The 15,172-nt window shown below is 64.5% G+C and carries 10 protein-coding genes; 7 read left to right on the forward strand and 3 right to left on the reverse strand.

Going from position 1 to position 15,172, the window contains the following annotated elements:
* Positions 1-3 precede the first annotated feature (3 nt).
* Together ABH924_RS03890 and ABH924_RS03895 are read left to right on the forward strand one after the other, a co-directional pair.
* Positions 4-3,303, forward strand: coding sequence for a response regulator (locus ABH924_RS03890; protein WP_404497048.1), 3,300 nt, complete (start codon positions 4-6; stop codon positions 3,301-3,303).
* Positions 3,300-4,232, forward strand: coding sequence for a diguanylate cyclase (locus tag ABH924_RS03895; RefSeq protein WP_404497050.1), 933 nt, complete (start codon positions 3,300-3,302; stop codon positions 4,230-4,232). The genes ABH924_RS03890 and ABH924_RS03895 overlap by 4 nt, the downstream gene beginning before the upstream one ends.
* 15 nt (positions 4,233-4,247) lie before the next feature.
* Here ABH924_RS03895 and ABH924_RS03900 read toward each other — a convergent pair whose 3' ends face one another.
* Both ABH924_RS03900 and ABH924_RS03905 read right to left on the reverse strand, forming a co-directional pair.
* Complete coding sequence (locus tag ABH924_RS03900) at positions 4,248-6,161, reverse strand: ABC transporter ATP-binding protein (RefSeq protein ID WP_404497052.1); 1,914 nt, start codon at positions 6,159-6,161, stop codon at positions 4,248-4,250.
* Positions 6,158-7,828: an ABC-F family ATP-binding cassette domain-containing protein gene (locus tag ABH924_RS03905; protein ID WP_404497054.1), complete on the reverse strand. Its 1,671-nt coding sequence runs from the start codon at positions 7,826-7,828 to the stop codon at positions 6,158-6,160. Before ABH924_RS03905 ends, ABH924_RS03900 begins: the two co-directional genes overlap by 4 nt.
* A gap of 208 nt (positions 7,829-8,036) precedes the next feature.
* Here ABH924_RS03905 and ABH924_RS03910 point away from each other — a divergent pair, with 208 nt between their 5' ends.
* From ABH924_RS03910 to ABH924_RS03930, 5 genes are all read left to right on the forward strand, one after another.
* Positions 8,037-8,762 carry a hypothetical protein gene (locus ABH924_RS03910; protein ID WP_404497056.1) on the forward strand — a complete coding sequence of 242 codons (726 nt, stop codon included), beginning with the start codon at positions 8,037-8,039 and terminating at the stop codon, positions 8,760-8,762.
* The gene (locus ABH924_RS03915; protein ID WP_404497057.1) at positions 8,759-9,466 is read left to right on the forward strand and encodes a hypothetical protein; all 708 of its coding nucleotides are present in this window, start codon (positions 8,759-8,761) and stop codon (positions 9,464-9,466) included. Before ABH924_RS03910 ends, ABH924_RS03915 begins: the two co-directional genes overlap by 4 nt.
* 246 nt (positions 9,467-9,712) lie before the next feature.
* Positions 9,713-10,531 (forward strand): amino acid ABC transporter substrate-binding protein, encoded by an 819-nt coding sequence (locus ABH924_RS03920; RefSeq protein WP_404497059.1) that lies wholly within the window; start codon positions 9,713-9,715, stop codon positions 10,529-10,531.
* A gap of 15 nt (positions 10,532-10,546) precedes the next feature.
* Positions 10,547-11,212: an amino acid ABC transporter permease gene (locus tag ABH924_RS03925; protein WP_234751571.1), complete on the forward strand. Its 666-nt coding sequence runs from the start codon at positions 10,547-10,549 to the stop codon at positions 11,210-11,212.
* Positions 11,199-12,026 carry an amino acid ABC transporter ATP-binding protein gene (locus ABH924_RS03930; RefSeq protein WP_404497061.1) on the forward strand — a complete coding sequence of 276 codons (828 nt, stop codon included), beginning with the start codon at positions 11,199-11,201 and terminating at the stop codon, positions 12,024-12,026. Before ABH924_RS03925 ends, ABH924_RS03930 begins: the two co-directional genes overlap by 14 nt.
* Before the next feature lie 87 nt (positions 12,027-12,113).
* Here the strand turns inward: ABH924_RS03930 and ABH924_RS03935 are convergent, their stop codons facing one another.
* Positions 12,114-15,140, reverse strand: coding sequence for an alpha-mannosidase (locus ABH924_RS03935; RefSeq protein ID WP_404497063.1), 3,027 nt, complete (start codon positions 15,138-15,140; stop codon positions 12,114-12,116).
* Between the last annotated feature and the right edge of the window lie 32 nt (positions 15,141-15,172).

Below are 15,172 nucleotides of genomic sequence, written 5' to 3' on the forward strand. Positions count from 1 at the left end.
AAAATGCGCAAGCCCAAGCTGCTTTGGATGATCGCCGCTGCCGGCATCGCAGTGGTCATCCTTGGGATGATCCTCGGAGCCAACCAAGGGTCGTCGGCGGCACAGACCGTCGGCGATTTCGCTATCCTGGCAGCCGTGCTGCTCGCTTCAGCCAGTTGCGCGGGCGCTGCCCTGCGGCAGGACGAAAGTGCCCGCGCCTGGTGGTTCATGGCCCTGGCCACGCTCGTCTGGGCCGTGGCCCAATCAATCTGGACGTTCTTCGGACTCACCCTGGACCACGACTATCCCTACCCCTCGATAGCCGACGCCGGTTTCGTCGGTTATTCGATACCGGCCGCCATCGCCCTCTTCTTGTTTCCGCGCCCGCCGGTATCCCGCGTTGCCTTCGTGCGTGCACTATTGGATGCGGCCGTGATCGCCGCCGCCGTGCTGTTCATGAGCTGGGCCACCGTCCTCGGTTCCATGTACAGGGCCGGAGGGCAGGAAACCCTTGTCTATCTCACCGGCCTTGCCTACCCTGTTGCCGACATCGTGATGGTCTCCATAGTCCTCATGCTCACCATGCGGAGGGCACCAGGTGAGCGCCTCAGGTGGGTCTGCCTGGGTGGCGGGCTCCTCGTCTTGGCGATCACTGACAGTACCTACGTGAAACTGACCTCCGACGGCGTCACGGGGCTCACCGGAACACCCCTGGCGGCCGGCTGGATCGCGGCGTTCCTGCTGATCGCCCTCGCACCGTTGGTCCCACACTCTGCGCGCCCCCAGACGGACCGCCGGATATATACGCTGGCCTTGGAACTACTGCCCTATGTCCCGGTCTTCGGTGCGGTCATGGTGGCCCCCATACGCGTCGGGCGCCCCAGCGACCCTTTCCTTCAGACCGTGGGACTCATAGTGCTGGCTCTGGCCATTGTGCGTCAGGTGCTGATGGTTCTTGAAAACATCACCCTGACTCGGGACCTCGAATCCAAGGTGGCCCAGCGGACTGCCGAACTCGAAGGTCTGGGCGCCATTGTCAACTCATCGGCCGATGCCATCATGGGCAAGACTCCGGACGGCGTCATCACCAGCTGGAATCCCGGGGCTGAACGGATCTACGGGTACAGCGCCGCTGAGGCAATTGGCAGGCATGTTTCCTTCCTGATTCCGGATCATCTCCGGGTCGAGGAAGAAAGCCTCATGGCGGCTATCGGAGCCGGCGGAGAAACTCGCAGCTACGAGACGGAACGACTACGAGGCGACGGCTCCATTGTGCCCATCTCCCTGACGATGTCCCCCATCCGCGGTGCTGGCGGCATCCACGGAGTTGCCACGATATCCCGTGACATCACAGAACGTCGGCTCGCGCAAGCTGAGCTGGTCACGGCCCGGGAAGCCGCCGAGGAAGCCAGCCGCTTGAAGTCGGAGTTCCTCGCGACGATGAGCCATGAGATCCGCACACCGATGAACGGCGTCATTGGATTAACCGGCCTGTTGCTGGACACCCCCTTGGAGGAAACCCAGCGCCAATATGCCGAGGGCGTCAAGGGGGCGGGCGAAGCCCTGCTGACCCTGATCAATGACATTCTGGACTTCTCGAAACTCGAAGCGGGCAAGGTCGATCTGGACCCTGCGCCCTTCAATCCACGCACCCTGGTGGAGGAACTCGCAGTCCTCCTGGCCGAAGCCGCCCAAGCCAAAGGCCTGGAGCTGATTGCATACTGCCGGCCGGAGGTTCCGGCGATGCTGGTGGGCGACGCCGGCCGCATCAGGCAGATCCTGCTCAATCTGGCCTCAAACGCAGTGAAGTTCACCCCCTCAGGGGAAGTCGTCATTAGCGTGAAGCTCGTGGAGCAGGAATCCGCGAACGCGCGGGTACGCTTCGAAGTCCGTGACACCGGGATCGGGGTCGAGGCGGCAGACCATCTCAGGCTCTTCGAGTCGTTCTCGCAGGCCGATGCCTCAACCACCCGGCGGTACGGTGGAACCGGCCTTGGACTGGCGATCTCGCGGAGGCTTACCGAGGTGATGGGCGGCGAGATAGGGGTGGACAGCTCTTTGGGCAACGGCAGCACTTTCTGGGCAACCCTTCCCCTGGCAGTGAGCGAGTCTGCAGCTGCTCCGCCGTCGATCTCGCCCGAGCAACTCACCGGACTCCGTGTGCTCGTGGTGGACGACAACTCGACCAACCGGCTGGTGCTGCAGGCGCAATTGGCGGGCTGGCGGATGAATCCGGAGGCTGTCGGAGACGCCCAACAGGGCTTGGACCGCTGCCGCGAAGAAGCCGCCGCCGGACGTCCCTTCGACATTGCGGTGCTGGACATGTGCATGCCCGACATGAACGGCTTGGAGCTGGCATACAAACTGAGCACCGACGTCGCGCTCGCATCCACGCGGATCATCATGCTCACGTCCACCATGAATGTGGACAAAGCCGAACTCGTGGCCGCCGGGGTCCAAGAATGGTTGACGAAGCCCGTGCGCAGCTCCGAGTTCTACGACCGCCTCATGCGTCTCGTCGCGACACGCCCGATCGCGGCTCCCATGGTTTCTGCTGCAATCCCAGTGACCATGAGCCAACCTTCGCGCGGCCTGATTTTGGTCGTCGAGGACAACGAGGTCAATCAGCTCGTCGCCCGGAGCATGGTTGCGAAGCTCGGGTACGAGGCCGACGTCGTAGCTGACGGCAGCGAAGCAGTCGCCGCGACTGCGGCAACCGAGTATGCCGCGGTCCTGATGGACTGCCATATGCCCGTCATGGACGGATTCGAGGCCACCAAGGCCATCCGGGCCCGGCACGATGGCCGCAGAAGGCTCCCCGTCATTGCCATGACCGCAGGCGCCCTGGATGAGGACCGTGAGCGCTGCCTTGCGGCCGGCATGGACGACTATCTGACCAAACCGGTTGACGTGGAAAAATTGGACCAGGTTCTCTCGCGATGGATACCCGAAACACCGAAGGAAAGTGCCGGACCCGCACTCGACCCCGCGAGGCTGGAAACGTTGCGTGACCTCGGCCCGGCAGACGGACTGGGGTTGCTGCCCGCCGCGGCCCAAGCCTTCAGGCAAGACATCCAACCGAGCCTGGAGGCACTCCGGCGGGCTCTGGACAACGGAAACGGAGACGCTTTCAGGCAAGTGGCCCACAAATTGAAAGGCGCCGCAGCCAACATCGGAGCTGCCCGCGCGGCCAGGATGTGCGAGGAATTGGAACGTAGCTCATCAAGCGGCAAACCTGTCGATCCCGCGCTCCTGGCCGACCTTGAAGCCGAACTTGCCCTCGTTGACAAAGCGTTGGACCACGCCCTGTCGGTGGCCTCGTGAAGGTCCTGGTGGCGGACGACGACTTCGGTTCGCGCCTGGTGGCGAAGGCGGCAGTAGAGCAGTCCGGCCACGAATGCATCGTGGCCGCGGACGGCAGCTCCGCCTGGGAGCTGTACAAGCGACACCGGCCGCAAGTCGTCGTGACTGACCTGATGATGCCCGGGCTCAACGGGCTGGAGCTCTGCCGCGCCATCCGCAGCGCGGAAGAAGACTCCTACACCTATCTTGTCCTTGTCACCTCGAAGGATTCACGTGAGGACGTCGTCGCGGGCATGAAGGCCGGTGCTGATGACTACGTGGCTAAGCCGCTTGACCCGTTCGCTTTGCATACCCGGCTGCTGGTGGCGCAAAGGGTGACTTCGCTGCATACGGATCTTGCGCGCTACCGTGCCGCGCTCGCGGAGCAAGCGCGGACCGATCCCCTGACAAAACTCCATAACCGGCTGAAGCTCTCGGAGGACCTGGAACAGCTGCACCACACAAGCGCCCGCTACGGAACCGACTACAGCCTGGCGATCTGCGACGTGGACAATTTCAAGAGATACAACGATCTTTACGGCCACCAGGCCGGTGACCTCGCCTTGCAGTCGGTTGCGGCCTCCCTTGCCGGCGAAGGGCGGGAAAGCGACGGAATCTACCGCTTCGGCGGGGAGGAGTTCCTCTTCCTGCTGCCCGGCCAGACGGTATCCGGCGCTGAAACAAGGCTCACAAGGGCGCTGGAAGCCGTGCGGGACCTGGGCATTGCGCATTCCGGAAACCCCTCGGGCACCCTGACCTTGAGCGCCGGTCTCTCGGCCTTTGTGCCCGACCACCGGGTCAGCAGCGAACGCCTCCTCAAAGAAGCCGACATGGCGTTGTACACGGCCAAGTCCGCCGGCCGGAACCGCGTGGAAGTCGCGCCGGAAGTTCGTCAACACACCCGGAGCTGAAACCCCGCCCCGCGTCTACAGCTCCGGAACAGCTTCCTGGGCCACAGCCGTCGCCTCCGCGAACTGCGTGTTGTACAGCTCCGCGTAGCGACCGTCCGCGGCGAGGAGCTCGGCGTGCGTGCCGCGCTCAACGATCGATCCGTCCTCCACCACCAGGATGACATCGGCGGCCCTGATGGTGGAGAGGCGGTGGGCGATCACGACGGCGGTGCGTCCCTCGAGTGCCTCGCCCAAGGCCGCCTGGACGGCGGCTTCACTCGTGGAATCCAAGGCCGCCGTGGCTTCGTCGAGGATGACGACCCTCGGTTGGGCGATGAGGAGGCGTGCGATGGTGAGCCGTTGGCGTTCCCCGCCGGAAAGGCGGTAGCCGCGCTCCCCCACCACGGTTTCCAGGCCATCCGGCAAGGAGCGGACCATGGCTTCGAGCCTGGCTCGCCGGAGCACGTCCCACATTTCCTCGTCCGTCGCTCCGGGCCGGGCCAGCCGCAAGTTGGAGGCGATGCTTTCATGGAAGAGGTGGCCGTCCTGCGTGACCATGCCCAGGGTCGCCCGGAGGGAATCGAACGTGACGTCCCGGACATCGAGGCCGGTACCTTGATCGCGGCCGCCCAAGCGCACGGCGCCGGAGTCGACGTCGTACAGGCGGGACAGTAGCTGGGCCACAGTGGACTTGCCCGCACCCGAGGACCCTACGAGCGCCACGGTTTGACCGGGCTCCACACGGAAGCTGATTCCGTGCAGGACCTCCTCACCGCCGCGGGTATCAAGCGTCGCCACTTCCTCGAGCGACGCAAGGGACACCTTGTCCGCGGACGGATAGGCGAAGCGGACGTCGTCGAACTCCACCGCAACGGGTCCCGAAGGCACCGCGACGGCGTCTGGCTTCTCCTGGATGAGCGGCTTAAGGTCCAGGATCTCGAAGACCCGCTCGAAGCTGACCAACGCGCTCATGACCTCAACGTGGGCACTGGACAGCGCGGTGAGCGGCGCGTAGAGGCGGGTGAGCAGCAGCGCCAGCACGACGACGTCGCCCGCCGCCAGCTGCCCGCTCAGCGCAAGCCAACCGCCCAGTCCGTAAACGAGCGAGAGGGCGAGGGCGGAAACGAGGGTCAGCGCAGTGATGAACGTGAACTGCAACATGGCGGTGCGGACACCGATGTCCCGCACGCGGCCGGCCCGCAGGGCGAACTCGGCGGATTCCTCGTCCGGGCGGCCGAACAGTTTGACGAGCGTGGCGCCGGGTGCGGAGAAACGCTCCGTCATTTGGGTTCCCATGGCCGCGTTGTGGGACGCGGCTTCACGACGGAGGTCGGCCAGCTTGGAGCCCATGCTGCGTGCGGGGATGAGGAAGATCGGCAGCAGAACCATCGCCAGGACGGTGACCAGCCAGGAGGTGTTGAGCATGACAATGAGGGTCAAGGCCAAGGACACGACGTTGCTGACCACTCCGGAGAGGGTGCCCGCGAAGGCCGATTGGGCTCCGATGACGTCGTTGTTGAGCCGGCTGACGAGGGCTCCCGTACGGGTCCGGGTGAAGAAGGCGATGGGCATGCGCTGCACATGATCGAACACCCGCGTCCGCAGATCAACGATCACGCCTTCGCCGATCACGGAAGACAGCCACCGGGTCAGCAGTCCCACCCCGGCGTCGGCGACGGCCACCGCAGCGATGAGCGCGGCCAGCCCGATCACGACATCCACGCCTGCATGGGCGATGAGCGCGTTCACCACCTTGCCGGCCAGCACCGGGGTGGCCACGGCAAGGAACGCGCCGGCGATAGAGGCCAGTACGAAGGCGATCAGCTTGTTGCGGTACGGTTTCGCGAAAGCGAGCACGCGCTTGATGGTTTCCCGCGAGAACGGCTGGGAGCCGCTCTTGGCGCGGGTGATGTTGTAGAGCGAGCGCCAGGCGACGCCATCCATGCTCATGGCTTGTGATTCCCCATTCCGGAAGTGTGGTGCAGTTCGGTCACGGTGCCGTTGTCAAGGTGCCAGCGGGAATCGAGCCGGACGTTTTCGAGCAGGCGGCGGTCGTGCGTGACGAGCAGGAGCGCGCCTTCGTAGCCGTCGAGCGCTTCCTCAAGCTGCTCGATCGCCGGCAGGTCGAGGTGGTTGGTGGGTTCGTCCAGGACCAGCAGGTTAACGCCGCGGGCCTGCAGCAGCGCGAGCGCCGCGCGGGTGCGTTCGCCCGGGGACAAGGAATCCACGGTCCGGGAGGTATGGTCCGCCTTGAGGCCGAATTTGGCCAGCAGGGTGCGGACATCCGCGGAGTTCCATTCGATCAGGACGGATTCGACGGCGTCTGCCAGGGTGAGGTGCCCCGCCAGCAGTCCGCGGGCTTGGTCGATCTCGCCGATCGCCACGGATGCACCCATGGAGGCGTCTCCGGCGTCGGGCTGTTGGAGCCCCAGCAGCAGCCGCAGGAGGGTGGACTTTCCTGCGCCGTTGGGTCCGGTGATGCCAATGCGTTCGCCGGCGTTGAGCTGGAGATTGACGGGTCCCAGAGTGAAGTCGCCTTGATAGGCCACGACGTCGCGCAAGGTTGCGACGACGGAGCTCGAGCGCGGAGCCTGGCCGATGCTGAACTGCAGCTGCCATTCCTTTCGCGGCTCTTCCACTTCGTCAAGCCGGGCGATGCGGGACTCCATCTGCCGGACTTTCTGGGCCTGCTTTTCCGAGGACTCAACGCTCGCCGCCCTGCGGATTTTGTCGTTGTCCGGGCTCTTTTTCATGGCATTGCGGACGCCCTGTGAGCTCCATTCGCGCTGCGTCCGGGCCCGGGACACGAGATCCGCCTTGGTGTTGGCGAATTCCTCATAGCGTTCGCGCGCGTGCCGCTTTGCCACCGCCCGCTCTTCGAGGAAGGAATCGTAACCGCCGTCGTAGACCGCCACGCTGTTCTGGGCCAGGTCCAGTTCCAGCACCTTGGTGATGCAGCGTGCGAGGAACTCGCGGTCATGCGAGACCAACACGGCGCCGCCGCGAAGGCCCTGGACGAATGATTCAAGGCGGGCGAGTCCGTCGAGGTCCAGGTCGTTGGTGGGTTCGTCGAGGAGCACGACGTCGAAGCGGCTCAGCAGGAGCGCCGCCAAGGCAACGCGGGCGGCCTGTCCGCCGGACAGGCCCGTCATGAGCGCATCCGGACCGGATTCCAGGCCAAGTTCCGCCAACACCGCGGGGATCCGGTCCTCCAGGTCCGCCGCACCCGATGCCATCCAGCGGTCAAAAGCCAAGGAGTAGGCGTCGTCGGCATCCGCGGTCCCGGCTGCGAGCCCCTCGGCGCCGGCTTCCATCTCGGCCGTGGCCTGGGCGCAACCCGTGCGGCGGGCAATGTAGGCGGCAACAGTTTCGCCGGGGGTGCGCTCGTGTTCCTGGGGCAGCCAGCCCACAAAGGCGTCGCTGGGAGCGAGGCTGACCGTGCCCTCTTGGGGGCGGTCAGCTCCTGCGAGGATGCGCAGCAGGGTGGATTTCCCGGCGCCGTTGGCACCGACGACACCCACGACATCTCCTGGCGCGACGGTGAGGGAGAGCTTCGAGAACAAGGTACGGTGACCGTGGCCGCCGGAGAGCTCTTTGGCGACAAGCGTTGCAGTCATTGGTCTATCCTCTCACTGCTCCGCTCCTGACCGAAAAGACCGGGGCATGGAAGAACCCGCTGGTCCGTACTTGGGGGGTGTGCGGACCAGCGGGTTCGAGAATCAAGCATAATTCAAAGTGCCCGCATCGTAAAATCGACCTCGCAGTCCTTGCCGGAACCGTCTTCCAGAATCCTGCCGCAGGAAACCGTCTATCAGAAAGTGGTTCATGTCCCTCCCTTCCAAGGCGTTCCAACGCTGGCTGCACGGGATCGCCCCGAACACCAGCACGGCCGATGTCTGCCGCTTTTCGGGAGTGAAACGCACCACGCTGGCCCAGCAATTGGTCCGCGGCAAGGTGGCCGAGAGTTCCCTCGTGAGCATCAGCCGGGCCTTCGACATGAATCCCTTCGACGCGTTGGCACAATTCGAGGCCTACGCGGCGCTTCGCGGGACCCCGGTTCCCCCCACTGATGCGGAACTCGTCAGCCAGGTCTCCACCATGGATCTGCTGCGTGCAGTCGTTGAGCGCTCAGACCCCCGGGACGGCGTCCCGACCTTGGTCCTGGCGGAAACCCCGCACCCGGGTTCAGTCAGGAACTGGGTCGACGCGATCGACGACGGCGAGCTGCGCCACCGGGTGAGCGGCGCCACGGGGATCGCGCCGCAGAACTTCTCGGCGCACCTGACAGCCAACCGCCTGCCCCCGGAGCTGGCCTTGGCAACGTCCCGGGCGGCCGGCGTCGGACCGGCCGGAGGCCTCGTGGCCAGCGGCCTTGTCACCGAGGCCGAGGCCGGATGGTCCCCCGGAGCGCGGCGGGAGGCCTTGGACAGGATGACAGAAGGCGAACTGGCCCTGTTGGCCGGCGAGCGGCTGCAGGCCCTGGGCAAGGCCCTGCGCCGCCATGAGCACGAGCTCGACCACAGCAACAGAATCTGGGAGAACCTGGGATGACCACCGTGTTGGCGTGGGCCACGCTCTTCATTTGCCTCATTTTGACGGCCATTCGCATTCCCAGCGCCGTCCGGGGCGAGAACCGGATGATGTTCGTCCTGTTCGCACTGATTTCCCTCGACATCCTGCTCAGCATCGAGGGTCCTTACATGTTGATCGACGCCTGGCTGGGCAACTTCAACCTCTGTAACCTGCTGCTTCGGTTCATGCTCTACGGAACATTCCTGCTCATGGGCATCAAGGTGGCGAGGGCCTTTGCATCACCCGGCGGGGAACATGCCATCCGGGGACCCATCGGCTTGGCCGTTTTGGGGGCAACCGCGGTCCTCACAGCCTTCTTTTTCTTCTCGATGGATACCTCGGACTCCACTGTTGGCCTGAATGACCTGGACCCGGGGCCAGCCCTGGATACTTATGCGGCCTTAGGCAGGTTCTACCCGGGCTACGTTGCCGTATGCCTCATTCCGGGCATGTGGCGGTCCGTTCGAGGCTCGGGTCCGGTTCTGCTCCGGGCCGCCTCCGCGACATTGCTCCTGGGCCTCGGTTTGCTGATCGTTTCGCAGGTCTTTCCGCTCATCCCGCTATCCAATACGTGGCTGCGGCCGCTCATCAACTACTCTGCCGCTTTGGCGACTGCGATTGGATTGGGAGGCATCTGGCTGTCCAAAATCGTTGCCAGCCGGACTCGGCGCACGGTAATGTAAAAACATACCGCGTAACCTCTTTCATAAATCCATTATATCGTGCCATAATTATGAATGTGTGAAGGCGACGCAGCCTGACCTTTGAATCAATGAACGGGTTTCCAAGGTTCGTGGCGCGTGCGGGAGCACTTTTGGGGGGATGAGTGGTGGCGGGCTGTTGGGGACCGCCCCCACTCAGCCTTTTTAAGCGTCCTTCCGTGTACGACCGCAGCAACCGGGTACGGTCCCGTGACTAAGATGGCTTTCATGAAGAGCCTGCCCACTCGCCGCATCGCACTGTCCGCAACACTTGCCGCCGTCGCGCTCGCACTGTCCGCTTGCGGCGGCGGTTCCTCGCCGTCGTCGACGTCGGGTGGAGACACTTCGCTGTCCGCCATCAAGTCCAAGGGCGAGATCGTCATCGCCACCGAAGGCACGTACCGGCCGTTCAGCTTCCACGAGAACGGGGCCGGTCCCCTCACGGGCTTCGACGTCGAAATCGCCCAGGCCGTGGCCGGCAAGCTCGGAGTAAAGGCAACCTTCCAGGAAACCCAGTTCGATGGCATCTTCGCGGGCCTTGATTCCAAGCGCTTCGACACTATCGCCAACCAGATCTCCATCAACCCCGAGCGCACGGCCAAGTATGACTTCTCGGCCCCGTACACGATCTCCAATGGCGTCGTCGTGACCAAGTCGGACAACAACTCCATCAACAGCTTCGCCGATCTCAAAGGCAAGACCACCGCCCAGTCATTGACCAGCAACTTCTACAAGATGGCAGTTGACGCAGGCGCCAACGTCCAGTCCGTCGAAGGCTGGGCGCAAGCCGCCACCTTGGTCCGCCAAGGCCGCGTCGACGCAACCGTCAACGACAAACTGACCTACCTCGACTACGCCAAGAGCACCCCGGACTCCGGATTGAAGATCGCCGCGGAGACGACGGACAAGACGCAAAGCGCCCTGGTCTTCCGCAAGGGATCCACCGAACTCAAGGCCTCAGTCGACAAAGCGCTCACAGACCTTCGAGCCGACGGCACCCTCGCCAAGATCTCCCAGAAGTACTTCGGCGCAGACGTCACCAAGTAGCCGGCGGCCAAACAGATGACCTTCAACTGGGACCTCGTCTGGAGTTCCTTCGGGCCAATCATCGGCGGCGCCGTCACAGGAACCATCCCCCTGACCCTGGCCTCATTTGCCTTTGGCCTGGCGTTGGCGCTGCTCGTTGCCCTCTTGCGCCTGAGCCCCAACAGGCTGCTCTCGGCCGTCGCGCGCTTCTACGTCTCCGTGATCCGGGGGACGCCCCTCCTGGTGCAGTTGTTCGTGATCTTCTATGGCCTCCCGAGCCTCGGCGTGAAGCTGGAGCCATGGCCGAGCGCCATCATCGCGTTTTCGCTCAATGTGGGCGGCTACGCGGCCGAGGTCATCCGCGCCGCGATCCTGTCCGTGCCCAAGGGCCAATGGGAGGCCGGGCACACCATCGGAATGTCGCGGGCGCAAACACTCGTGCGGATCATCCTCCCGCAAGCGGCCAGGGTCTCGGTGCCCCCGCTGTCCAACACCTTCATTTCCCTCGTGAAGGACACCTCGCTGGCTTCACTCATCCTGGTCACCGAGCTTTTCCGCAACGCCCAGCAGATCGCCGCGTTCAGCCAGGAATTCATGATCCTGTACCTCGAATCCGCTTTGGTCTACTGGGTCATTTGCCTCGTCCTCTCCACGGGCCAGTCCGCCCTGGAGCGTAGATTGGACCGCTATGTCGCCCACTGAGCCCAGCAACGCCTCCCAGGGGAACACCGGGCTGGTGTTGTCCGCCCGGGACCTCGCCAAAGCCTTCGGCAGCAACGAGGTGCTGCGCGGCATCGACATCGATGTCCTGCGCGGCCAGGTGGTTGCCTTGGTCGGGCCCTCCGGTTCGGGAAAGACGACGGTCCTGCGCTCGCTCAACGGTCTCGAAGTGCCCGACGCCGGCACGGTCACCTTCGGGGACGCCGACGCCGGTACAGTCCGCGGATCCGGCGCAGGACTGACCCTCGATTTCGCCGGCACCGTGGGCAAGCGCGAGATCGCCGCCCTCCGGGACCGCAGCGCCATGGTGTTCCAGCACTACAACCTGTTCCCCCACATGACGGTGCTCAAGAACATCATCGAGGGACCGCTTCAGGTCCAGAAGCGCCCCCGGGCGGAAGTAGTGGCAGAGGCCGAGCGGCTCCTCGCCCGGGTGGGCCTCGCGGACAAACGCGATGCCTACCCCTTCGAATTGTCGGGCGGCCAGCAACAACGCGTGGGAATCGTGCGCGCCTTGGCCCTCAAACCCCAACTGCTGCTCTTCGACGAGCCCACCTCTGCCCTGGACCCGGAACTCGTGGGTGAAGTGCTGGGTGTCATCAAGGAACTTGCCGACGAAGGGTGGACCATGGTGATCGTGACGCACGAGCTCGCCTTCGCCCGCCAGGTCGCCAATGAAGTCATCTTCATGGACGGCGGCGTGGTGGTGGAACGCGGGCCGGCCGCGGAGGTCTTGCGGGAGCCGCGGGAGGAACGCACCAAGCAATTCGTCAAGCGCCTCCAGCACGACGTCTGAGGCCCAACTAGCTCGCATTTGTTGTCGTTTTGGGCACTCTAAGCGACGTTAACTGCGAGTCAGTTGGGTGGACCGGAGTGCAAAAACTCAGCGGCTGAAACGCAAGGTCACCAACTGGAACGGGCGCAGGGTCAATTCGGCGGCGCCCGCTCCGGGCGTCACTCCGGGAGCCTCAACGGGGCGCTCCAGGAGGTCCACGGATTGCACCATCCGGGATTCGAAGTTGGCTGTGATGAGGCCCGTGGAGCGTTCTCCCAGCGATTCATAAAGCCTCACAATGACATCTCCGGAGCCGTCCTCGGCAAGCTTGACGGCTTCGATGACCAGCGCCTGGTTGAACACGGTGAAGAGCGGCTCCACAGGATTCGCGCCCGCCAGCAGCCTCGGTTTGAGGTTGGTCCGGTAGCCCTCCTCCACGGCGCCGCCGATGCTGGCGCCGGGCCGGATGCTCAGATCCAGGACGTGCACACCAAGGTCGGCCCGGGGGTCCGGGAACTTGGGCGCCCGCAGCAGCGACACACGCACGTTAGTGGTGGTTCCGCCGTCGTCGCGGATGGTCCGGGTGACGTCATGCCCGTAGCTTGACGCATTGGAAATGGCGACGCCGTAACCCGGCTCCGCCACGTGGATCCAGCGGTGGGCGCAGAATTCGAACTTGGCAGCTTCCCAGGACGTGTTGGTGTGCGTGGCCCGGAACACGTGCCCGAACTGGGTCTCCGAGGCGGAACGGTCAGCACGGACATCCAGCGGGAAACCGATCTTCAGGAGTTTCTCGTGTTCCTGCCAGTCCACCGTGGTGGAAATGCCGAGGGACTCCGCTCCCGCTTCGAGGGAAATGCGCTGCGTGATGGTGGAGGAGCCCACAATCCGCTCCACGACGACGACGGCGTCCCAGCCCGCGCTTTCCAGCGTCACCGATCGCGCCTCGACTACCGAGACGACGTTCCGGCGGTAAAACTCGTCGATGTCCCAGGCATCCCATTCATTGGGTGTGTCCCGGTGGAGCTCAAGGTGGTTTCCGAACATCCCGGGCGCAATCGCTTCGCGGCCGGTTGCGTAATCCGAGAGCGAGGTCAGCAATCCGTCGGCGTCCAGCACCGCGCGGATGATGCCGTTGTCCAGAACATAGCCGCCGGCGCGTTCTGTGACATTGACTGGACGATCCTCGTGGACCGCCTCTGCAGCGGCGAGCGCCGGTACGCCGGTACGCTCGTGCGGCGCCGCATTGAGCAGGAACATGGTCTCTCCCTCGCCCAGTAGGGCCGAGGCGGCACCCGCGATGATGCCTTCCAGCTCCCGGGCGATCGCGGCATAGTTCCGCTCCGCATCCTGGTGGACCCACGCGATGGCGCTGCCCGGCAGGATGTCGTGGAACTGCTGCAGCAGCACAAGCCGCCACAAGCGTTTAAGGTCCGCCGCAGGATAGGTGAACGAACCGCCCGTCCGTACTGCCGCCGTCGAGCACCAAAGCTCGGCCTCGCGGAGCAGGTGCTCCGAGCGGCGGTTTCCCTGCTTGGTGTTGGCCTGGCTCGTATAAGTGCCCCTGTGCAGCTCAAGGTACATCTCCCCCACCCAGACCGGGAGATTGCGGTACTCGGCCTCGGCCTGCGTGAAGAACTCCTTCGCGGTTCCCATGCGCACCTTCGGCGAGCCTTCCAGGTCCGCCGTCCGGTGGGCTGCGGCAACCATTTCGCGAGTTGGTCCGCCACCGCCGTCGCCGTAACCGAAGGGGACCAGCGAAATGGTGCCCCGGCCGTGCTCCCGGTAGTTGCGCTGGGCATGGGCGAGTTCGCGGCCGTGGAGCTCGGAGTTGTAGGTGTCCACGGGCGGGAAATGGGTGAAAAGCCTCGTGCCGTCGATGCCCTCCCAATTGAACGTGTGGTGCGGCATCTTGTTCACCTGGTTCCAGGAGATCTTCTGGGTCAGGAACCACCGGGAACCAGCGGATTTGACGATCTGCGGGAGGGCCCCGGAATATCCGAACGAGTCAGGGAGCCAGGCTTCCTGGCAGTCGATGCCGAATTCCTCCAGGAAGAAACCCTTGCCCTCCACGAATTGGCGGGCCATGGCCTCCCCGCCCGGCATGTTGGTGTCCGATTCCACCCACATGCCGCCAACCGGCACGAATTGCCCTGCCTTCACTTTCTCCCGGATCCGGATGAACAGCTCAGGATAGAACTCCTTCATCCACGCCAATTGCTGCGCCGAGGAGCAGGAGAAGACGAAATCGGGGTTCTCATCCATAAGGGCGACAACGTTGGAGAACGTGCGGGCGCATTTGCGGATGGTTTCCCGGACCGGCCAGAGCCAGGCCGAGTCAATGTGGGCGTGGCCGGCGGCCAGCAGTTCGTGGGCCGAGGCGTAAGCGGGCCGGCTCAAGACCTCGGCGAGGGCCTCCCTGCCGGCGGCTGCGGTCCCTGCAACATCGTCCGGGTCCATGACGTCCAGCATGCGCTCAAAGGCGCGGAGGATCTCATACCGCCGGGGCAGTTCGAAGGGCAGCTCGTGCATCAGCCCGCTGAGGGTCCAGATGTCCTGGTGGAGCTCCCACACCACCTCGTTGAGTTCGGCTATGGCTATGCGTCCGAGCCGGTAGCGGGGCTCGTCTCCGGAGGTGCGCTTGTCCCCGAGGGGGGTTGCTGCGAAGGTCCATCCCTGGCTGAGATCCGGATTGGCGGCGGCTTCCACGTAGAAGTCCACCGAGAGGCCGCCACCCAGAAGCTTCAGCGGGACGTGCTGGTTGCGCGGAGAGATGGCCTTGATGATGGTGCCGTCCGGCCGCCAGGCGATGCCTTCGCACTGGAATCCGGGAGCGTCGATGCTGAAACCGAGATCGACGACGATCTCCACCGTAGTGCCGTCGGCAACTCCCCAGCCCTCCGGGACCTCGCCCCGAAGGCGCAGCCACTTGGTGCTCCAGGCCTTGCCCCACGCAGCACCGTGTTCCTGGGGTTCAAAGACCTGGCGGAGTGCTTCCGAGACCGGAACCGGCTCTCCGGGGGCATCCCAGCTGCTCAGTTCAAGAGGCAGTGCGCGGCCATAGATGGCAGGGGCTATGCGCTCCCGGACAAAACGTTCGAGCCGCTTCTCGGTGATCCGGCGGTCGTCGTGCAATTGAAGTCCCCTTTAGCGCTGGGCTGGGTTGA

This window comes from Arthrobacter sp. GAS37 (assembly GCF_044908325.1).
GTDB lineage: Bacteria > Actinomycetota > Actinomycetes > Actinomycetales > Micrococcaceae > Arthrobacter > Arthrobacter ramosus.

Coding starts and splice junctions, on each gene's coding strand:
- ABH924_RS03905 (WP_404497054.1), bottom strand. CDS start 7,828: ATGACTGCAACGCTTGTCGCCAAAGAGCTCTCCGGCGGCCACGGTCAC.
- ABH924_RS03930 (WP_404497061.1), top strand. CDS start 11,199: ATGTCGCCCACTGAGCCCAGCAACGCCTCCCAGGGGAACACCGGGCTG.
- ABH924_RS03915 (WP_404497057.1), top strand. CDS start 8,759: ATGACCACCGTGTTGGCGTGGGCCACGCTCTTCATTTGCCTCATTTTG.
- ABH924_RS03900 (WP_404497052.1), bottom strand. CDS start 6,161: ATGAGCATGGATGGCGTCGCCTGGCGCTCGCTCTACAACATCACCCGC.
- ABH924_RS03925 (WP_234751571.1), top strand. CDS start 10,547: ATGACCTTCAACTGGGACCTCGTCTGGAGTTCCTTCGGGCCAATCATC.
- ABH924_RS03920 (WP_404497059.1), top strand. CDS start 9,713: ATGAAGAGCCTGCCCACTCGCCGCATCGCACTGTCCGCAACACTTGCC.
- ABH924_RS03910 (WP_404497056.1), top strand. CDS start 8,037: ATGTCCCTCCCTTCCAAGGCGTTCCAACGCTGGCTGCACGGGATCGCC.
- ABH924_RS03890 (WP_404497048.1), top strand. CDS start 4: ATGCGCAAGCCCAAGCTGCTTTGGATGATCGCCGCTGCCGGCATCGCA.